This is a genomic window from Stenotrophomonas sp. PS02297 (assembly GCF_029959705.1).
GTDB lineage: Bacteria > Pseudomonadota > Gammaproteobacteria > Xanthomonadales > Xanthomonadaceae > Stenotrophomonas > Stenotrophomonas nitritireducens.
Map to the genome: position 1 here is coordinate 1 of NZ_JASCOS010000021.1, position 19041 is coordinate 19041.

Annotated in this window: 20 protein-coding genes; 10 read left to right on the plus strand and 10 right to left on the minus strand. The window is 70.2% G+C overall.

The window, feature by feature from the left end:
- Positions 1 to 71 precede the first annotated feature (71 nt).
- Positions 72 to 785: a hypothetical protein gene (locus QMX80_RS06800; protein WP_282276074.1), complete on the minus strand. Its 714-nt coding sequence runs from the start codon at positions 783 to 785 to the stop codon at positions 72 to 74.
- Positions 786 to 948: 163 nt separating this feature from the next.
- Between QMX80_RS06800 and QMX80_RS06805 the strand changes: the two genes are divergently transcribed.
- Entirely contained in the window at positions 949 to 2055 is a 1107-nt protein-coding gene (locus QMX80_RS06805; RefSeq protein ID WP_282276076.1) for a histidine kinase, read from the plus strand.
- On the plus strand, positions 2052 to 2687 hold the full coding sequence (locus QMX80_RS06810) for a response regulator transcription factor (protein WP_282276078.1): 636 nt from the start codon (positions 2052 to 2054) through the stop codon (positions 2685 to 2687). Before QMX80_RS06805 ends, QMX80_RS06810 begins: the two co-directional genes overlap by 4 nt.
- A gap of 81 nt (positions 2688 to 2768) precedes the next feature.
- Here QMX80_RS06810 and dmeF read toward each other — a convergent pair whose 3' ends face one another.
- A complete protein-coding gene (gene dmeF / locus QMX80_RS06815; protein ID WP_282276080.1) occupies positions 2769 to 3716 on the minus strand; it encodes a CDF family Co(II)/Ni(II) efflux transporter DmeF in 948 nt (315 codons plus the stop codon).
- 46 nt (positions 3717 to 3762) lie between these two features.
- Here dmeF and QMX80_RS06820 point away from each other — a divergent pair, with 46 nt between their 5' ends.
- A complete protein-coding gene (locus QMX80_RS06820; protein WP_282276081.1) occupies positions 3763 to 4035 on the plus strand; it encodes a metal/formaldehyde-sensitive transcriptional repressor in 273 nt (90 codons plus the stop codon).
- 48 nt (positions 4036 to 4083) lie between these two features.
- On the opposite strand, the gene QMX80_RS06825 is transcribed toward QMX80_RS06820, so the two are convergent.
- From QMX80_RS06825 to QMX80_RS06840, 4 genes are all read right to left on the minus strand, one after another.
- Complete coding sequence (locus tag QMX80_RS06825) at positions 4084 to 5670, minus strand: PepSY-associated TM helix domain-containing protein (RefSeq protein ID WP_282276082.1); 1587 nt, start codon at positions 5668 to 5670, stop codon at positions 4084 to 4086.
- Positions 5671 to 5677: 7 nt separating this feature from the next.
- Positions 5678 to 5977, minus strand: coding sequence for a hypothetical protein (locus QMX80_RS06830; protein WP_055770239.1), 300 nt, complete (start codon positions 5975 to 5977; stop codon positions 5678 to 5680).
- The gene (locus tag QMX80_RS06835; protein ID WP_055768791.1) at positions 5974 to 6261 is read right to left on the minus strand and encodes a hypothetical protein; all 288 of its coding nucleotides are present in this window, start codon (positions 6259 to 6261) and stop codon (positions 5974 to 5976) included. The genes QMX80_RS06830 and QMX80_RS06835 overlap by 4 nt, the downstream gene beginning before the upstream one ends.
- Positions 6262 to 6330: 69 nt before the next feature.
- Positions 6331 to 8595 carry a TonB-dependent siderophore receptor gene (locus QMX80_RS06840; RefSeq protein WP_282276084.1) on the minus strand — a complete coding sequence of 755 codons (2265 nt, stop codon included), beginning with the start codon at positions 8593 to 8595 and terminating at the stop codon, positions 6331 to 6333.
- Between the two features lie 178 nt (positions 8596 to 8773).
- Here QMX80_RS06840 and QMX80_RS06845 point away from each other — a divergent pair, with 178 nt between their 5' ends.
- The 5 genes from QMX80_RS06845 to QMX80_RS06865 all read left to right on the plus strand — a co-directional run bounded on the left by QMX80_RS06845 (position 8774) and on the right by QMX80_RS06865 (position 14821).
- A complete protein-coding gene (locus tag QMX80_RS06845; RefSeq protein ID WP_282276085.1) occupies positions 8774 to 9505 on the plus strand; it encodes a DUF3348 domain-containing protein in 732 nt (243 codons plus the stop codon).
- 10 nt (positions 9506 to 9515) lie between these two features.
- Complete coding sequence (locus QMX80_RS06850; protein ID WP_282276086.1) at positions 9516 to 11912, plus strand: DUF802 domain-containing protein; 2397 nt, start codon at positions 9516 to 9518, stop codon at positions 11910 to 11912.
- Positions 11909 to 12568 (plus strand): OmpA family protein, encoded by a 660-nt coding sequence (locus tag QMX80_RS06855; protein ID WP_282276087.1) that lies wholly within the window; start codon positions 11909 to 11911, stop codon positions 12566 to 12568. The genes QMX80_RS06850 and QMX80_RS06855 overlap by 4 nt, the downstream gene beginning before the upstream one ends.
- Positions 12558 to 13220, plus strand: coding sequence for a DUF2894 domain-containing protein (locus QMX80_RS06860; protein ID WP_282276088.1), 663 nt, complete (start codon positions 12558 to 12560; stop codon positions 13218 to 13220). The genes QMX80_RS06855 and QMX80_RS06860 overlap by 11 nt, the downstream gene beginning before the upstream one ends.
- Before the next feature lie 107 nt (positions 13221 to 13327).
- Complete coding sequence (locus QMX80_RS06865; RefSeq protein WP_282276089.1) at positions 13328 to 14821, plus strand: serine hydrolase domain-containing protein; 1494 nt, start codon at positions 13328 to 13330, stop codon at positions 14819 to 14821.
- 138 nt (positions 14822 to 14959) lie between these two features.
- On the opposite strand, the gene QMX80_RS06870 is transcribed toward QMX80_RS06865, so the two are convergent.
- From QMX80_RS06870 to QMX80_RS06880, 3 genes are all read right to left on the minus strand, one after another.
- Positions 14960 to 15355, minus strand: coding sequence for a DUF3224 domain-containing protein (locus QMX80_RS06870; RefSeq protein WP_282276090.1), 396 nt, complete (start codon positions 15353 to 15355; stop codon positions 14960 to 14962).
- Between the two features lie 143 nt (positions 15356 to 15498).
- Positions 15499 to 15855, minus strand: a complete 357-nt coding sequence (locus QMX80_RS06875) for a hypothetical protein (protein ID WP_282276091.1) — start codon at positions 15853 to 15855, stop codon at positions 15499 to 15501.
- Positions 15856 to 16232: 377 nt separating this feature from the next.
- Entirely contained in the window at positions 16233 to 16937 is a 705-nt protein-coding gene (locus QMX80_RS06880) for a pirin family protein (protein WP_273083729.1), read from the minus strand.
- 132 nt (positions 16938 to 17069) lie between these two features.
- On the opposite strand from QMX80_RS06880, the gene QMX80_RS06885 reads away from it, so the two are divergent.
- Both QMX80_RS06885 and QMX80_RS06890 read left to right on the plus strand, forming a co-directional pair.
- The gene (locus QMX80_RS06885) at positions 17070 to 17999 is read left to right on the plus strand and encodes a LysR family transcriptional regulator (RefSeq protein WP_282276092.1); all 930 of its coding nucleotides are present in this window, start codon (positions 17070 to 17072) and stop codon (positions 17997 to 17999) included.
- A 32-nt stretch (positions 18000 to 18031) separates the two neighbouring features.
- The gene (locus QMX80_RS06890; protein ID WP_282276093.1) at positions 18032 to 18682 is read left to right on the plus strand and encodes a hypothetical protein; all 651 of its coding nucleotides are present in this window, start codon (positions 18032 to 18034) and stop codon (positions 18680 to 18682) included.
- A 22-nt stretch (positions 18683 to 18704) separates the two neighbouring features.
- Here QMX80_RS06890 and QMX80_RS06895 read toward each other — a convergent pair whose 3' ends face one another.
- Positions 18705 to 19031, minus strand: coding sequence for a hypothetical protein (locus QMX80_RS06895; protein WP_282276094.1), 327 nt, complete (start codon positions 19029 to 19031; stop codon positions 18705 to 18707).
- Positions 19032 to 19041 lie beyond the last annotated feature (10 nt).

Below are 19041 nucleotides of genomic sequence, written 5' to 3' on the forward strand. Positions count from 1 at the left end.
GGCTTCAGCCGCGAGGGGGCTTTTGTCGGTAAAGCCCTTTCGCGGCTGAAGCCGCTCCTACCCCTAAAGCCTCACCTTGGCGCCTGCGCCATCGCGGCCCGCCGGCCACCGTACCTGCGGTCCAGGCGGATGCCGACGATCACCGCGACCACCACCGGCGCCGTCCACGGGAACAGCTCGACCAGCAGCGGCGGCACCGTGGCGTGCGCCTGCAGCCACTGCCACAGCGGGTGCATGCCGATGCCGAGGAAGGCGACGTGGGTGGCGATGCCCGCGCCCAGCATGGACTGGTAGTGCTGGCGCAGCGCCCAGTCCGGGCGCGAGGGGCCGCGGCGGGCGAATGTCCGCATGCGCCAGCCCGCCCACAGGCCGATCATCGAGAACCCCAGGAACAGCATCTGGCCCTGGCCGATGCCCACCAGCAGCGTGGCCAGCGCCAGCAGCAGCATCGGCCACAGCGCCAGTTTCCAGCCGATCCGCCCTACCAGCCGCTTCCAGTCGCGCTTGTCGGTGACCGCGCGCCACGCCAGCCAGGCGGCATTGCCGGTGATGGCCATCAGGTAGGCCAGGAACAGCGCCGACAGCGGCTGCTGGCGGAAGAAGGCGTACTGCACGGTGATCGGCAGCGCGGTGGCCACGATTACCGCCATCGCCACCAGGTACACCGTGCCCAGCGCGCGATGCCGCGGCGAACCTTTCTTCATCAGCGCCGCGGACCAGAAGCCCACCAGCGCGACCACGCCGGCCAGTACGTGCAGCGCGACGAACAACGAATATCCAGGCATGACGGTTCCTCCGGTGACGGCCGGCGGAATGCGGCGGCCATGCACAGGTTCGCGGAGCGGTGCCAGTCACGGCAGTCGCCACGGTCATCACCGGACCCTGCCGGAAGTCACTTTCTGCACCGCCCCCCTTGCCGGCGGCGGCCGCGCCCACCAGCATGCGCGCATGGAAATCGGCTCGCAGTCGCGCTGGCGCGGACTACTTCATCCTCTCAACCTGGCCGGCCTGCTCACCTGGTGCGCCGTGGCCTTCACCCTGTCCTATGGCGACGCCGCGTTGCAGCCGTGGCGCTGGGCCTGCGCCCTGCTGTTCCTGGCCGCCTTCCTGGTGGCCACGGCGCTGCCGCAGGCGTCCTGGCAACGGGCGACGCTGCTGCTGGTCGAAGCCGTCGCCGCGCTGGCGCTGGTGCGGCTGGCCCACTACAGCGGCGTGGCGCCCGCGCTGCTGGTGATGCTGGCCGCGCAGGTCGCCGCCACCTGGCCGCTGCGCGTCGCCCTGCTCGCCGTCGCCGCCTTGAACCTGGGCATGTACTTCGTGCTGCGCGGGGTCAACGCGCATGCCGGCGTGGTGGTGCTGATCTTCGCCGGCTTCCAGGCCTTCGCCATGCTCACCACGCACTATGCGCGCAGCGCCGAGCAGGCGCGCGACCGGCTGGCGCTGGTCAATGCCGACCTGCTCGCCACCCGCGCGCTGCTGGCGGAAAGCTCGCGCGATGCCGAGCGCCTGCGGCTCGCACGCGACCTGCACGATGTCGCCGGGCACAAACTCACCGCGCTGCGCCTGCAGCTGCGCGCGCTGGCAGGACGCGCCGACACGCCGACCGGGCTGGCGTTGTGCGAACAGCTTTCCGCCGAGCTGCTCGGCGACATCCGCGCGGTGGTGCAGTCGCTGCGCGACAGCGGCGAGCTCGACATCGCCACCGCCCTGCACGCGCTGGCCGCGCCCCTGCCGCGACCACGGCTGCAGCTGCGGCTGGACGACAACGTGCAGCTGCGCGACACCGGCCTGGCCGAGGCGCTGCTGCGCTGCGTGCAGGAAGCCCTGACCAACAGCGCGCGCCACGGCGATGCGCAGGTACTGCACGTGGCCCTGCGCCAGCACGATGGCCGCCTGCTGCTGGACATGCACGACGATGGCCGGCTGCGCGGCGAACTGCGCGAAGGCAACGGCCTGACCGGCATGCGCGAACGCGTCGCCGAGCACGGCGGCAGGCTGCAGCTGCGGCGCGGCGCGTCCGGCGCGCTGCACATCCAGGCGGAGTTCGCGGCATGAGCGGTGCCCCGCGCATCGCCCTGGTCGACGACCAGGCCCTGATCCGCGCCGGCCTGCGCGCCCTGCTGCAGCAGCAGGGCATCGAGATCGCATTCGAGGCCGACAGCGGCGAGGCCCTGCTGGCGCAGCTGCAGCAGCAGCCGGTGCAGCTGATCGTCTCCGACATCCGCATGCCGGGCATGGACGGCATCCAGGCATTGCAGGCGCTGCGCGGACGCGGCGACACCACGCCCTGCCTGTTCCTGACCACCTTCGACGAGAGCGACCTGCTGCTGCGCGCCACTGAAGCCGGCGCGCAGGGCTTCCTGCTCAAGGACGCCGCGCCGGAGGACCTGCGCGATGCCATCGTGCGCATCGTCGCCGGCCACACCCTGCTGCAGCCGGTCAGTACCGACGCGGTGCGGCAGCGCTATCGCTACCACGCCGACGATGCGCCCAGGGAGCTGTTCAGCCAGAAGGAAGTGGCCGTGCTGCGCTTGATGGCCGGCGGCTACAGCAACCGCGAGATTGCCGGCAGCCTGTTCCTGGCCGAGGGCACGGTGAAGAACTACGTCTCGGCCATCCTCGACAAGCTGGACACCCGCGACCGCACCCGCGCGGTACTCAAGGCGATCACCCTGCGCATCATCTGAACACCTTGACCGACCGTCGCAGGGGCGCCTTCGGCCGGCACCGGCCTTGCCAGCGGCGGCCGGTCGCGACTGGATCCGTTCCTACGGGACGGCTGGAAGGGCGGTACTGCGCACTTCCACGGTGACGTGCACGATCTCCTCGTGGATCGACAGCGCGCGGTGGAATACCTCGGCGCCCACGCCCGGCACGGTCGCCACCTCCATCGAACAGGCGAAGCGGCCGCGGCCGACCTGCCAGACGTGCAGGTCGCTGATGCGCGCCGGCACCTCTCCCTGCTCGACCGCTTCGCGGATCTCCGCCACCACCGGCGCGTCCATCTCCGCATCCAGCAGCACGCGGCCGGTCTGGCGGATCAGGCCCCAGGCCCACACCGACACCAGCACCGCGCCGACGATGCCCATCACCGGGTCCATCCAGGACGCGTTGAAATACAGGCCACCGAGCAGGGCGACGATCGCCAGCACCGAAGTGGCTGCATCGGCCAGCACGTGCAGGTAGGCCGAGCGCTGGTTGAGGTCGTGGTGGTGATGGCCGTGATGATGGTCGTGGTCGTGGCCATGGTGGTGATCGTGCTGGTCGCGCAGCCACCACGCGCACAACAGGTTCACCGCCAACCCCACCACGGCGATGGCGATGGCCTGCGGGTAGTGGATGGGGCTGGGCTTCAACACGCGCGCGATCGATTCGAAGGCCATGATAGCGGCCACGCCCAGCAGCAGGATCGCGCTGGTGTAGCCGGCCAGGATCTCGATCTTCCAGGTGCCGAAGGCGAAGCGCGGGTCGTCGCGGTAGCGCCGCGCGCAGGCGTAGGCGAAGGCGGCCAGCCCCAGCGCCAGCGCATGCGAGCTCATGTGCCAGCCGTCGGCCAGCACCGCCATCGAGTTGAACCACCAGCCGCCGGCGATCTCCACCCCCATCATCAGCACGGTCAGGGTCATGGCGCGGCGGGTGTTCTTCTCCGCCATCGGATTGCCTTCGCTGAAAGCGTGGCGATGCCGGCGGGAACGGGCAAGGGCTTCAAGGTTCATCGCTGCGACCTTTTCGCATACCCCCATAGGGTATACGATCCATGGCATGGGACATATCCAGCGCGACAGGAAGAAGCTGCTCACCCGCGTCCGCCGCATCGCCGGCCAGGTGGCGGCGCTGGAGCAGGCACTGGAGGCCGGCGACGACTGCGACGCGGTGCTGGTGCAGATCGCCGCCGCCAAGGGCGCCATGCACGGACTGATGCTGGAGGTGATGGCCGGCCACCTCAGCGACCACGTCGTCGCCGAGAAGGATCCGGCCAGGCGGGCGGGCGAGGCAGCGGTGCTGCTGGAACTGCTCAAGCGCCACGCGCGATGACGGAACGCCGCGGGACCGGCGCCGGTCCGCGCGGCCATGCCGTTCCGTTCAAGCCGTGCGTGCCGGCTCCATTGCCGCCCGCGCCCACACGCTGTCGGTGTGGCCCCGCTCCATCCGCAGCCGGGTGCGATGGGCGATATGCAGCATCACCGGCACGGCAGCGAGCGCGGTCGCGTCCACGGGCCAGCTGCCCGGGTGGCTCCACGTACCGCCGATGCCCCACAAGCCCGCCAGGCTCGACAGCGGAATGGCCAGGGTGAAGGCCGCGCCCGCCCACAGCAGTTCCACCGCGGCGCGCGACGGTCCGCGCAGGAAGGCCCAGGCCACCGAGGCGGAGAACACCGCGTAGTAGATGGCCTGGTGCCACCCGGCCAGGTCCTGCACCTGCGCCGGCAACCATTTGGCCGCGGCGAGCGTGGCCGAGATGCCAGCCACGCTTCCCAGGGTCACGCCGCTGGTCAGGCAGCCCAGCGCCCATGCCGAACGCTTCTGCGGCACCGTTTCCACGCCGCGTTGCTTCCGGCGCCGCGATTCGATCCACAGCACGTTGCCGGTATGGAACAGCGCCGCGCCCGCCAGCCCCATCAGCACGTACAGCCAGCGCACCGCGTTGCCGCCGTAGCTGCCGAAGTGCAGGGCGAAGAAGGCGTTGACCGCCTCGCTCCATCCGTCCATGTGGCCGGGCAGGTCGTGGGTGTCCACGATGCCGCTGTACGGGTCCAGCCCGGCCTGCATCCAGGTGCGCCCGCGCGCGCCGCGGCGCACGTCCAGGCCGACGACGCTGGCCTCGGCCTGGCCCTGGCGGTTTTCCTGGAAGGTGAAGGCATGCACGTCGAAGCCCGGCAGCTGCGCCTGGACGCGGGCCAGCAACTCCTGCGCGGGCAGCGGCGCATCGCCGGCCGGCGGCGGCGGCGCATGCTCGCCCCAGTCGAGCTGGCCGCCATACAGCACCTTGGCCTGGGTGGCGTAGAACGGCGTATGCAGGGCGAAGCCGACGCTGGTGAGCGCGATCACCAGGTGGAACGGCAGGCTGAAGATGCCCAGGGCATTGTGCGCGTCCAGCCACATGCGCTTGATGTTCTTGCCGATGCGCAACGCGAACACGTCCTTGGCCAGTGTCGGCAGCAGTACGACCAGCCCGGACAGCAGCGCCACCGCATAGGCCAGCGCCACCGCGCCCATGACGATGCGGGCCACGCCATCGGGCAGCGGCAGGCCGACGAACTGGTGCATGCGGTCGACCAGGCCGGCCGCGCTCGCCTTGCGCAGCTTCTCCGTCTGCAGGCTGCCGTCGGGAGCGAAGCTGGCCCCGTACTCGATCAGCTCGCGCGGCCGCTTCCCGCGCTCGGCCCAGATCACCCGCGCCGGCTGGTCCGGTGAGGGCTCGATGATGATCGAATGGCGCCGGGCGGCCTGCGGATGTACGGCCAGCACCGCGGCCAGCAGCGTCTCGGCATCGCGCAGCGGCGGTGCGGCGGCCAGGCCCGAGGGCGGCGTGGCCCAGCGCTCCAGCGGCTTCTCGAACATGGTGATCGCGCCGGCGTAGAACGCGATGAACAGCATCAGCCCGCAGACGATGCCGATCCAGATGTGCACATCCTTGTAGACCTTGATGATGTCGCTGCCGATCTTCATGCCCACCTCACCCCAACCACGCCTTCAGCAGCGCCAGCAGGCCGGAGGCCGCCAGCGTCGCCGCACCCAGCCACGACCAGGCGCGCCGGCCGTCGCGGAACAGGAATACGAAACCGAGCACCGTGGCCCACAGCGGCGCGATCATCCACATGTTGAACTGCAGCTTGCCCTCGCCGGCGAGGCCGCCCGGCGTGAGCAGGGCGATCACCCCGCTCAGCGCGACCGACAGCGCATAGCCCAGCACCACGCCCGCCGTGGTCTTGCCGAACCAGTGCCGGCTCTGCAGCCGCGTCCGCGTTCCGCTCATGCAGGCCCCCGTGCGCGCGTGCGCGCCCGCCACGCGCCCAGGAAGGGCGCCAGCGACCAGACGAACATCAGCAGCACCGCCCAGGCGAAGACGGCCTCCATCGGCGCCAGCACGCGCAGCATCGCCAGCAGCGACGCCAGCGCGCAGGCCGCACCGGGCCACCCGCGGCGGCGCGACGGCCATGGCCCCGCCGCGCGCCACTGCTGCTGCGGCGAGGCGAGATAGGCCAGCAGCGCCGCGGCGGTGCCGGAAGCAGCCGCCAGAATGGCGAGCAGGAGGGTCATGGCGCGATCTCCGTCATGGCGCGCCGGTGCCAGCGGTGCCGTGATGGCACGCGTGGCACCGGCATTGCCTTACCAGTACCAGCGGGCGTTGGCGGTGATGGTGCGGCCGGTGCCGTACCAGCACGACGAGGTGCCGGTACAGGTGGTGACGTAGCGCTTGTCGGCGATGTTGCCGATGTTCAGCGAAAGCATCACGTTGGCGTCGGTCACCCGCGACAGGTCGAAGCGGATCGCCGCATCCCACAGGGTGTAGGAGGGGATGTTTTCCGGATAGCCGGAGGTGATGGTGCCCAGGCTGCTGCCGACGATCAGGGTCGGGCCGTAATAGCGCAGACCGGTGGCGAGGCTGAAGCCCTCCAGGGCGCCCGACTGGAAGGTGTAGTCACCCCACAGCGAACCCATCCAGTCCGGCACCATCGCCAGGTCCTTGCCTTCCCACACGGTGCCGCTCTTGACCAACTCCGAATCCATCCGCGACAGCGCGCCGATCACGCTGAAGCCTTCCAGCGGCGTGATGCGTGCTTCCAGTTCGACGCCGCGCACCCTGGTTTCGCCGGCGCTGATGTAGCAGGCGGTGATGCCGCCGGCACCGCAGACGTTGCCGTGGTCGGTATCGGGGATGGTGTCGTCCTTCTTGCGCAGGTCGTAGGCGGCCAGGGTGAACAGGCCGTCGAAGCTGGCCGGCTGGTACTTCACGCCCACTTCCCATTGCTTGCCGCGGGTCGGGTCGAAGGCCTTGCCGTCGAAGCTGTCCAGCGCGGTGCGGGTCGAAGGCTCGAACGACTCCGCATAGCTCAGGTACGGCGAGAAACCGCTGTCGAAGGCATACAGCACGCCGGCGTTGCCGCTGAACGCTTCGTTCTTCAGCCTGGTCGTGGCCGAACGCGGCTGGCAGGTGCCGGCACCGGTGCAGGACTGGCTCCAGGACTCGTCCTTGAACCAGTCATAGCGGCCACCGAAGGCCAGGCGCCACTTGTCCAGCGCGATCTGGTCCTGCACATACACGCCGGTCTGGGAGGTCTTGCCGCCGCTCAGGCCGATGCTGTCGGGGAAGCCCGCCGGCAGGCCGGTATGGACCGGGTTGAAGATGTCGATCGGTTTGGGGTTGCGCGGGTCGGTGGGCGTCGCGCGCGGCCCCTGCAGGCGGCTGCCGGTCTGGTCGCCGTGGCGCCAGTCGGCACCGAGCAGCAGGGTGTGCTCGGCCGCACCGGTGCTGAACTTGCCGACGAGGCGGTTGTCGATGCCGTCGGTGTCGGCATCGCCCAGGCCGGAGGCCTGGCGGCGCGCCTGGGTGCGGCCATCGGCATTGAGCGCACCATTGGTGACGATGCCGCGGTACAGCGAGTCCACGTGCATGTGGCGCGCGCTCTGGTTGAAGGTCCAGTGCTCGTTGAAGGCATGCTCGAACAGCCAGCCGGCGTGCCAGACGGTGGCATTCCAGGTGTCGAACTCCGGCTCGCCGATGAAGGTGGTGTTCTTCATGTAGCCGTACCGGGTCGGGATCAGGGTGCCGTCCATCGGCAGGAACTGGTAGGTGCTGCCGCCCTCGTCCTTCTGGTAGTAGCCCAGCAGGGTCAGGCGGGTCTTGTCGGCGACCTGGAAGGTGTAGCTGGGCGCCAGGAACCAGTGCTTCTGCTTGACCGTGTCGATCTGGGTGTCGCCGTCGGCGTAGCGGCCGACCAGGCGGGCCAGGTGGCGGCCGTCCTCCGTGCCCGCGCCCACGTCGAACGCGCTGCTCCAGGTACCGTGGCCGTCCACGCCCAGCTGCAGCACCTGGCGCTGGCCCGGCTCCGGGGTCTTGCTGACCTGGTTGACCATGCCGCCGGGAGCGACCTGGCCGTACATCACCGCCGACGGGCCCTTCAGCACTTCGACGCGCTCGATGTTCCAGGTGTCGATCTTGCCGCGGTTCCATGCGCTGCCCGGCGGCGGAGCGCGCAGGCCGTCCACGGTCATCTGCCCGCTTTCGCTGCCGGCGTTGAAGCCGCGGATACGGAAGTCGTCGTAGCGGTTGTCGGAGCCGGAGCTTTCCAGCACCACGCCGGCGACATAGCGCATCGCTTCGTTGAGGTTGACCACGCCACGCGCATCCAGCTCCTCGCGGGCGATCACCGATACCGACTTGGCGGTTTCGGCGATGGGCGTATCGGTCTTGGTGGCGCCCGAGGTATGCGTGGTGACGCGGTAGGCATTGACCTGCACCGCATCCAGCGTGCGCGCGTCATCGGCGGCGGGCGCCTCCTCGGCGAGCGCGGCGGACGAGGCCAGGGACAGAACGATGGCCAGCGGCAGCGAAGCCGGCCGCCAGACGGAACGGGGGAGATGAGAGGACATGCAGCCAACCTGGATCGTGGGAGAAGGAGTTGGCTGACTGCTGTCGCAGCGGCTGACGCGCCGAATTGTAACAAATGCGAATGATTAACAATACTGCGACAACATGCCGCATGCCATCGCGTGCCGGCCCCGGCATCCGTTGCCGTGTAAAATCCGCGGTTTTTCCCAGTCAGGACCCATGGCGAAAGCTTCAACACGGGCGCCCGTCCTGGGCCCGGCGTTCATTCGCCTGCTGGCCCGCTTCAGCGCCGCCGACCTCCCGCGCACGCCGCCGGTGCTGACCGAGCGGCTGGCGCAGTGGTTCGACTGGAACCGCGCCATCACCCTGTCGCGCGCGCTGGACAACCGCCTGCCCGGGACCGAAGCGGGCGCCGGTTTCGACGACGCCCAGGACGCCGAATGCGCGCGCCTGCGGCAGGCGCTGCTGGACACCATCGAGGCCGACATCGATCTGTCCGCGCCCAGGCGCAAGGATGCCAGCGCCGCCGGCATCGACCCCGGCTACCTGCCCTACCGCCAGCACTGCCTGGCCGCGCAGCGCGCGATGCAGGCGACCACCGGCCTGCTGCGCGGCCGCCTGCGCGACATGCTGGCGCTGCAGTCGCCCACCAAGGCGCGGCTGGCCGAGGTCGATGCGGTGATGGAAGCCACGCTCAGCCCGCGCGAACAGGCGCTGCTGGCCGTGGTCCCCGGCCTGCTCGGCCTGCACTACCAGCGCCTGCGCGATGCCGGCGCCCCGAACACCAACGATCCCACCGGCGCCGAAGCGCCGGACGACACCTCCGCGGCTCCCGCCACCGGTCCCTGGCTGGCACGGTTCCGCCAGGACATGCGCATCGCGCTGCTGGCCGAACTGGACGTCCGCTTCCACCCCATCGACGGCCTGCTCGCAGCGCTGCGCACCCGGTAACCGCACCTCCATGTCCAGAACCTTCATCGCTCCCGTCGTGTTCCTTGCCGGCCTGCTGGCCGTGTGCTGGATCGGCATCGGCTACCTCGGCAGCCACCCGCTGGCCGCCGCCGTCGCCGCGCTGATCGCCACCTGCTACCTGGTCGGCGCCGTCGAACTGCTGCGCTACCGGCAGGCCACCGCCACACTGGTGCAGGCGCTGCCGTCGCTGGGCGAAGCCGCCAGCGACCTCGACGGCTGGCTGTCGCGGCTGCAGCCGGGCCTGCGCAACGGCGTGCGCCTGCGCATCATCGGTGAGCGCGTCGGCCTGCCCGCGCCCGCGCTGACGCCGTACCTGGTCGGCCTGCTGGTGCTGCTGGGCATGCTCGGCACCCTGCTCGGCATGATGGCGACCCTGCGCGGTACCGGCCTGGCGCTGGAAAGCGCCAGCGACCTGGACGCCATCCGCAGCTCGCTGGCCGCGCCGGTCAAGGGCTTGAGCTTTGCCTTCGGCACTTCGATCGCCGGCGTCGCCACCTCGGCGGCGCTGGGCCTGCTGTCGGCACTGCTGCGCCGCGAACGCGCGCAGGCCGTGCAGCAGCTGGACGCGGGCATCGCCGCGCAGCTGGGGCATCTGTCGCCGTTGGCGCAGCAGCGAGAAACCTTCCGCCTGCTGCAGGAACAGAACGCGCTGATGCCGGCGCTGGTCGATCGCCTGCAGGCCCTGGCCGGGACGCTGGAACGCCAGCAGCACGATGCCGGCCAACGCCTGCAATCCAGCCAGCAGGAATTCCACCAGCGCAGCGAAGCCGCGTGGACGCAGCTGGCCGCCTCGCTGCAGCAGGCGCTGCGCGAGGGCATCGCCCAGCAGGCCAATGCCGTCGGCGCCGCCCTGCAGCCGGTGGTGGACACCACCATGGCCGGGCTGGCCGGGAAATCCGCGCAACTGCAGGCCGCCATCGAGCAGGCGGTACGCACGCAGCTCGACGGCCTGGACAGCGCCGTGCAGGGTGCGGCCAGCGCCGCCCGCGACAGCTGGAATGCCGCCGTCGCCGAACAGCAGCGCGGCAATACCGCGCTGGCCGATGGCCTGCAGCAGGCGCTGCAGCAGTTCGCCGGCACCTTCGAGCAGCGCTCGGCCGCGCTGGTCGATGGCGTGGCGGCGCGGCTGGAGGACAGCACCGCCCGCACCGCCGAGACCTGGAACAGCGCGCTGGTCCGCCAGCACGAAGCGCACGAGGCGCTGGCCCAGCGCAACGAGCTGGCGCTAGACGCCGCCTCCGCCCGTTTCGACCAGCACGCACGCACCCTGGTCGATACCCTGCAGCAGTCGCATGGCGAACTGCAGTCGGCGCTGGCCGCGCGCGACGAGCAGCGGCTGGCGCAGTGGTCGCAGTCGCTGGCGGCCATGCTCGCCACGCTGGACGAAAGCTGGCAGCGCAATGGCGCGCAGGTCGCGCAGCAGCAGCAGCAGGTCTGCGACGCGCTGGCCCGCACCGCGGGCGACGTCGCGGCGCAGCTCCAGGCCGCGGCCGGCGGCGCGCTGGACGGCATCGCCGGCAACGCGCAGGCCTTGACCGAAGCGGCCGCGGCCTTCGCCCAGCGCAGCGACGCGATGATCGAAGCGCTGCACCGCACGCACGGCGAGCTGCAGGACGCCCTGCAGGCGCGCGATGCCGGGCGCCTGGCGCAGTGGCGCGATGCCTTCGCCCAGCTGACCGGCGAGTTCGGCCAGCGCTGGGAACACAGCAGCGCGCAGGTCGCCGCGCAGCAGCAGCAGGTCTGCGACACCCTGGCGCAGACCACGCAGGCGATCCACGCGCAGGCACAGGCGCAGGCCCGCGACACCCTGGCCGAGATCGAACGGCTGGTCGCCACCGCGTCCGAGGCGCCGCGCGCCGCGGCCGAAGTGGTCGCCGAGCTGCGCCAGAAACTGTCCGACAGCATGGTGCGCGACACCGCCACCCTGGAAGAGCGCGGGCGCCTGCTGGAAACCGTGCAGACCCTGCTCGACGCGGTCAACCATGCATCGACCGAGCAGCGCGGCGCCATCGACGCGCTGGTCTCCACCTCGGCCGAACTGCTGGAGCGCGTCGGCAGCCGCTTCACCGCGCAGGTCGAAAGCGAGGCCGGCAAGCTCGACGACGCCGCCGCGCACGTCACCGGCAGCGCGCTGGAAGTGGCGAGCCTGGGCGAGGCGTTCGGCGGCGCGGTGCAGGCGTTCGGCCAGTCCACCGAGACCTTGAACGAACGCCTGCAGGGCATCGAATCGGCGCTGGAGAAATCGCTGGCGCGCAGCGACGAGCAGCTCGCCTACTACGTGGCGCAGGCGCGCGAGGTGATCGAGCTGAGCATGCTGTCGCAGAAGCAGATCATCGGCGAACTGCAGCAGCTGGCCGGCGCGCGCGACGGAGCCGGCGCCGCATGAGCGACGAGATCGAGTTCGACGCCGAATCCAGCGCCACCACCTGGGCCGCGTTCGGCGACCTGATGTCGGTGCTGCTGGGCGCGTTCGTGCTGATCCTGGCCAGCGTCATCGGCATCCAGCTGCTGCTGCACAACCGCCTGGACGAGGAGGTGAAGCAGCGCCAGGCCGAGGCCGCGCGGCTGAAGACGCTGGAACAGGCGCTGGCCGCGCCGCTGGCCGCCGGCCGCGTGACCGTGATCGACGGCCGCATCGGCATCAGCGGCAACGTGCTGTTCGCGCTCAATTCCGACCAGCTGCAGCCCGAGGGCCGCGAGCTGCTGCAGAGCATCGCCGGGCCACTGCGCGACTACCTGTCCGCGCGCGACGAGATCCTGATGGTCAGCGGCTTCACCGACAACCAGCCGGTGCGCACGGCCAACGCCCGTTTCGCCGACAACCTGGAGCTGTCGGCGGCGCGCGCGCTCACCGTCACCCGCACCCTGATCGCCGACGGCGTGCCGTCGTCGTCGGTGTTCGCCGCCGCCTTCGGTGCCGAGCAGCCGGTGAGTTCCAACGACGACGAGGCCGGCCGCGCCAGGAACCGCCGCGTGGAGATCGCGCCGATCCCCCGCCACACGTCCAACGAAAAGCCCGGCGGCAAGGCCGATGCCCACTGAAGCCGGCGACATCCACGCGCGGCTGGAGGACTGGCGCCGGCACGGCGCCAACCGCATCGATCCGCTGCGTTTCGCGCTGATGACCGCGCTGGCGCAGCGCGCGGCGCGCCACGACGGCGCCGTGCGGCAACGCCTGGAAGCGCGCCTGCGTGAACTGGCCGATGCCTATGCCGCGCTGCCGCTGCGCCCGCAGGCGATGGAACTCCCGCGTGGCACCGGCGACAGCCTGCTGAAGCCGTTGCTGGACCAGTTCGGCACTGCACCGCGATCGGATGCGCCCGTGCAGGTCGCCGCCACGCTGCCGCCGCGCGAAGCCGGCGACGCCACGCCCGCCGCCGATCTCGCCGCGCCGATGCCGGTGCTGGACGAATTCCAGCAGCTGTGGACCCGCATCCGCATCGACGGCCTGCTGCGCCAATGCCTGGACGGCCTGCCCGAGGACGCCGGCCCGCTGCATTCCAGCGTGCTCACCTACCGCGCGATGGCGCTGATGCGCGAGGTCTGCCCGGACTACCTGCAGCACTTCGTTGCCTATACCGATGCGCTGTCGTGGCTGGAGCAGCTCGGCGGCGGCGCGGCCGCCGGCAGCGACGCCGATGGCGCGGCCAGTCCGCGCAGACCCGCGCGCACGGGCGGACGCAGGAAGAAATAGGGCGGCTGCCAGTCCACCCCCATGTCCCGGGTTGTCACATCACCCGAGGCATGTTCTTCATACTGCTTCCGGTCCCCGACCTGCCTGCCACGATGGCGAGAACGTCCATGAAGAACCCTGCGTTGCTGTCCTGCACGGCACTCCTGCTGTGGAGCCTGTGCGCTGCCGCGCAGTCGGCACCGGCGTCCATGTCCGCCGCGACGCCGGCATCCGCGCTCCAGGCACGCATTTCCAGGGTCGAGCAGGGGCTCTCCACGCGCATCGTGGTCAAGGGTTCGCCGGAGCGGAAGATGGCGCTGGAAGAACGCATGGCCTTCCACCGGGTGCCGGCGGTCAGCATCGCGCTCATCGACCAGGGCCGGATCGCGTGGGCGCGTGCCTACGGCGTGGCCGATGCCGCCAACCAGCGGCCCGCCACCCCCACCACGCTCTTCCAGGCCGGCTCCATCAGCAAGCCGCTCAGCGCCCTGGGCGCGCTGCGCCTGGTCGAGCAGGGCCGGCTCTCGCTGGACGCGGACGCGAACGACCAGCTGGCTTCGTGGAAGATTCCGCAGAACGCGTTCACCCGCGCCGGCACGATCAACCTGCGCCGGCTGCTCAACCACAGCGCCGGGGTGACGGTGCACGGCTACAACGGCTACGCACCGGGCCAGCCGCTGCCCACATTGCTGCAGGTGCTCGATGGCATCGCACCGGCGAACTCGGAGCCGGTCCGGGTCGATATCGCGCCCGGAAGCGCCTGGCGCTATTCCGGTGGCGGCTACAGCATCGTCCAGTTGATGGTGGCCGAGGCCAGCGGGCAACCGTTCGAGCGGTACCTGGACACCGCGGTCCTGCAGCCCTTGGGCATGACGCACAGCACCTATGCCGTGCCACTACCGGAAGGAGCGGCCAGCCAGGCGGCCTCGGCCCATGACGGTGCCGGCCAGGCCCTCGCCGGCCGCTGGCGCCTGTACCCCGAATCCGCCGCCGCTGGCCTGTGGAGCACCCCCAGCGACCTGGCGCAGGTGATCCTGGAAGTGCAGCGGGCCGAGGCGGGCGGACCCGGCAGGATCCTGTCGCGCGACATGGTGTCGACCATGCTGACGCGCGGCCTGGGCGAGTACGGCCTGGGCTTTTTCGTCGAGGACCTGGGCGACCGCACCAGCTTCAGCCACAGCGGGGGCACCGAGGGGTTCCGCTCCCAGCTCTACGGCTATACCCGCTCCGGGCAGGGCGTCGTGGTCATGACCAACAGCATCAACGGCGCCGCATTGATCGACGAGATCCTGTGCAGCATCGCGGCCGAGTACGGCTGGCCCGAGTTCCAGGTGGTAGAGAAGACCGCGATTCCCACCGACGCGGCGACCAACCGGCTGCTGGCCGGCGACTATCGGCTGCTCGACCAGCCCGCCCACGTCGTCGCCGAGGGCCAACGCCTCTACTTCCAGAGCGATCTGTTCGGCGCGGGACGGATGGAGCTGTTCCGCGAGTCGGGGGATTCCTTTTTCATGACCGCCCAGGACATGAGCATCCGCTTCGGGCGGAACGATGACGGCACGATCGCGGGATTCGACCTGATCCGCGGTGCGGGAACCTATGCGGCGCACAGGACGCATTGAGGGGGAAAGGTCTGCCGTCGCCGCGGTCTTCCACCTGCACGCCCGCACGGAAGGCCCCGCGACGCACCGGCCAGCCAGCGCGGGATCGGCTGGCGCGCCTTCCTCACGCGTCGCGCCGGGCCTGGTGTTCCGGCGGCCTCAGGTCTCGCGGAAGCCGTAATCGAAGGTGTAGACATGCCTGCCGTCGACGATGTCGATGGCCAGGCGGCCGTGCAGGCCGGCCAGCTCGCCGGTGCCGCTGTCGGGCACCACGGTGAGGTCGAGGCGGGGCATGCCGCGGTCCATGATGCCGTTGTGCTGGGCGTGGAAGCTGCCGCGGCGGCCATCGAGCGTGCCCTCGATGCGTTCGAGCGCGACATAGGCGCCGGAGCCGGACACCGGCGACATCGCCGCCAGCATGTGCACCACGCTGGTGGCGTCCAGCGCGCCATGGAAGCGTTTGTCGAAACGGACATGGCCGACGACCGCGCCGCCGCCGACGTCCAGTGATTCCTGTGGAACGCGGGTGATGTCGAACTCGCCCTTGGCCTGCATGACCGATGCTCCTGGTTGGCAAGAGCGGCAATCCGGGCGCGTATCGCCAGGTGCCGCCACTCGGGTGTCTGCGTGCCCGGATGCTGGCTCCGGGGGCCGCGCCCGCGCGCCTTCGAGTTCCTGCAACGCAGGCACGCAATGGATCATTTGCGGAACCAGATCTTCAACGTCACGTACAGCGCATAGGCCAGCGCCAGCACCAGCCACACTAGGAAGAGGACATTGGCCCAGTAAGCGCTGGCATTGGCGGCCAGGGTGTATACCTGCCCGGCGCAGCCCTTGCCGACGCAGGCTATTTCGCCCCGCGCCAGCGCGCGCACGATGGCGAACAGGAAGGCGCCCGCCACGCCGACGCTCATCAGGAAACCCACCGGCCCGACCAACCCCTGGGTGGGTGCGCCGTTCTCGTCGAATGGCGCTTTCCGCAGCTGCTTCTGCCCGAATCTGTACCAGGCAAATCCCAGCAGGAGCAGCAGCGAGTAGTAGAGCAGGTCGCGCATGTCGTCGCGGTATCGTGGCCGGCCAGCGCGCAGTATGGCGGCAACCGGAGCCGCCGCATGTGGCGCCCCGCACGGATCGTGGGATCGCCCGCTGCTTCTTCCGGTTGCCAATGCCCTGGGCAGCTTGATCGCTTCCGATCCGTCATCGCCAACGGGGGCGGTGGTCCATCTGTGCCCGCACATCATGCCAAGGAGCACCCGCGTGGCGCCGGAAGCATCCCGGCGTAGATCCACGGCGGCAACGCGGGGCATGTCCGGTCTTTGCCGGAACACCACCGACGCTTGCGCCGTTCCCGTGCCCGGCCCACGCCCGCGGACACCACAAAGGCGCGGTCGCCCGCGCCTTTGCGTCATTCACTCCCAGGTAGTCCTGCCGCTCAGGCGGCGGTATCCACCAGCACCAGTTCGGTGTCTTCCAGCGCGCGCAGGGTGATGCTGCTTTCGCCGGTGATGGCCGCGCCATCGCGGGCATCGAGCAGCACGCCATTCACCTCCACCCTGCCGGTGTTGGGCACCAGGTAGCCATGGCGGGTGGCGTCGCTGAAGTGGTATTCCGCGCTCTCGCCAGCCTTCAGCGACGCGCCCAGCACGCGCGCATCGGCACGGATCGGCAGGGCGTCGTCATCGCCCGGGATGCCGCTGGCCAGGGTGACGAAACGACCGGAACGTTCGCCCTTGGGGAAGGGCTTGGTGCCCCACGCCGGCGCGCCGCCGCGCGCATCCGGGATGATCCAGATCTGGAAGATGCGGGTCACGCCCGGCTCCATGTTGTACTCGGCGTGGCGGATGCCGGTGCCGGCGCTCATCACCTGCACGTCGCCGGCCTCGGTACGGCCCTTGTTGCCCTGGTCGTCCTGGTGGCTGATGGCGCCTTCGCGGACGTAGGTGACGATTTCCATGTCGGCGTGCGGGTGCGGCGGGAAGCCGGTGCCGGGCTGGATGGTGTCGTCGTTCCAGACCCGCAGCGCACCCCAGTGGACGCGCGCCGGGTCGCGGTACTCGGCGAAGGAAAAGTGGTGCCTGGCATCCAGCCAACCGTGGTTGGCTCCGCCAAGGCTTGCAAACGGGCGACGCTCGATCATGGCGTTCTCCTGCGTGGGTGGTTGCGATGGGGGCCAGTCTAGGCGTGCGCCTTTGCATCCGGAATGGAAGGATTGAAAATACATTCTTTCCGTTTATGCAATGATCTCCCCTTCCCTCCTGCGGCCCTCGCCATGAGCCAACTGCCCGATCTGGAAGCCTGGGCCATCTTCGCCAAGGTCGCCGAGGCCGGTTCCTTCGCGCGGGCGGCCGAAGCGCTGGGGCTGTCGCAGGCCACCGTGTCCAAGGCCATCACCCGGCTGGAAGCGCGCATCGGCACCACGCTGTTCCACCGCACCTCGCGGCGCATGTCGCTGACCGGGGCGGGCGAGGCGGCGCTGGAGCGCGCCGCGCGCATCCTCGACGAGGGCGAGGCGGTGGAGGCCGAGGTCGCCGACCGCTCGACCACGCTGCGCGGACTGGTGCGGGTGGCCGCGCCGATGTCGTTCGGGGTGGCGCAGCTGGCGCCGCTGCTGCCGGCGTTCATGCGCCAGCATCCGGACGTGGAACTGGACGTCCAGCTCAGCGACGCGCAGGCGGACCTGGTGGCCGGGCGCTTCGACATGGCGCTGCGCATTTCCACCCTGGCCGATTCCAGCCTGCGCGCGCGGCGCCTGTGCCAGGTGCGCATCCTGCTGGTGGGCGCGCCGGCGTATTTCGCCGAACACGGCAAGCCGGAGCATCCGCGCGACCTCGCCCGCCATCGCGGCTTCCAGTACAGCTACACCCGCGGCGGCAACGCCTGGCGCTTCCGCCATGATCGCCATGGCGAGTTCGCGCAGACCGTACCGCGCCAGCTGCAGGCCAACAACGCGGAAGTGTTCGCCGGCGCGTTGCGCGACGGCCTCGGGCTGGCGCTGCAGCCGGAATTCATGGTCTGGGAGGACCTGCGTGACGGCCGCCTGGAAACGGCGATGGACGACTGGCAGGTGGAGCCGATCGCGCTGCACATCGTCACCCCGCCGGGCCTGCGCCGCCCGGCGCGCGTGCAGGCGCTGATCGACTACCTGGCCGCAGGCCTCGGACGCGCGCCATGGGCGACAGGTGCGGACGCAGGCCGGTAACTTCGACGGTGACGATGGCCACGGAGAAAGCGATGAACCTGGCGATGCGCATGCTGCTGGTGGGCCTGTTGCTGGTGCTGGCCGGAATCGCCGGTGCGACCGCGCAGGTAGCGGACCGCATCCTCATCGAAGGCCGCGAGTACGCGCTCGACACCAATCCGCTGGAAAGCCAGCTGCGCGACCGCCGCGACTTCCTGCCCGGGAACGTCTCGCGCAGCACCGCCAACTGGCGCGGCTATGTCGCGCACTGGGCGATCGACGGCGACCGGCTGCTGCTGCGCAAGGTCGAAGTGCGCCTGTACGACCGTCAAAACGAACAGTCGAGCAGCGTCGACCTGCTGTCCAGACTGTTTCCCGGCGGTGCCCCGGTGGCCGCCACCTGGTACAGCGGCGCGCTGATCATTCCCGACGGGCGCCTGGTCGACTATGTGCACATGGGCTACGGCTCCACCTACGCGCATTACCGCGTCTACCGCATCGCCCAGGGCAGCGTGGTCGAGACGCTGTCGATGGATGCCGAACAGTTCCGTGCCTGGCGCGAGCGCAAGTTCCAGGCGTTCCGGCAAACCGGGCAGTACCGCAAGGCCGTGGCCGACGTGCGCAGGGAGGGCGGCGGAATGAGCGCGGAGGACATCGACGGCTTCCTGCGTGGTTTCTATGCCGAGCAGTATCTGGGACGGTGAACCGGCCTGCGCATCGCTCGATTCACCCCGTCACTTCCTGTTGATCCGGTAGCTGAGAGCCGTGTTCGAGTGCGGCTTCAGCATGTTGCGCTGCCTCGCTGGCTTGCGAACCGCTGGACGCGGGGGCATGCCCCTTCATCCGATGCTCCAGATAGCCACGCATCTCACCCCAGGGGATTGTTTTCCCTGACGTAGAGATGCCGGCATGACGCCGCCCGGCCTCGGCCGGGAAATCACCGCCCGCCGGCAGTTCGCAGGCAGATGAACGCGGGTCGTCATGGGGAGCGAAACGCAGTGCTTCATTCACCGTGGCGGAATCCGAATGATCGTTTGCAGGAGCGCGGTTCATTGCGCGATGT